Source organism: Mesorhizobium sp. M3A.F.Ca.ET.175.01.1.1 (assembly GCF_004791945.1).
Lineage (GTDB): Bacteria > Pseudomonadota > Alphaproteobacteria > Rhizobiales > Rhizobiaceae > Mesorhizobium.
This window is the reverse complement of record NZ_SRTP01000447.1, coordinates 1-279: the sequence shown is the minus strand read 5'-3', so window position 1 is coordinate 279 and position 279 is coordinate 1. Positions and strand designations below refer to the sequence as shown.

Genomic DNA, 279 nt, shown 5'->3' with positions numbered 1-279 from the left:
CTGGGTTCCGATCTCGCAATCGGAGCTCGGCGAGTTCCTCGGCGCGACGCGTGAATCCGTCAACAAGACGCTCAACGACTGGCGCAACCGGCACATGATCGCCATCAAACGCGGCGGGCTGCGCATCACCAATGCCGCCGCGCTAAACCACATCGCCGATTCGCAGGACGACGACTGAACGGCTTTGCCTCGAATCAGAGCCGTGAAACCAGGTAGCGCAGCGCGGACCGGCTCGGCATGAAGAAGTAGCCGCCGCCCTTCGTGGTAACAAATTGCGGG

At 62.4% G+C, this 279-nt stretch carries 1 protein-coding gene; it reads left to right on the top strand.

The features are described 5' to 3' along the window. Window positions 1-178: helix-turn-helix domain-containing protein (locus EN818_RS32375; RefSeq protein WP_135906781.1), on the top strand; the 178-nt coding region annotated here is incomplete at its 5' end. Between the last annotated feature and the right edge of the window lie 101 nt (window positions 179-279).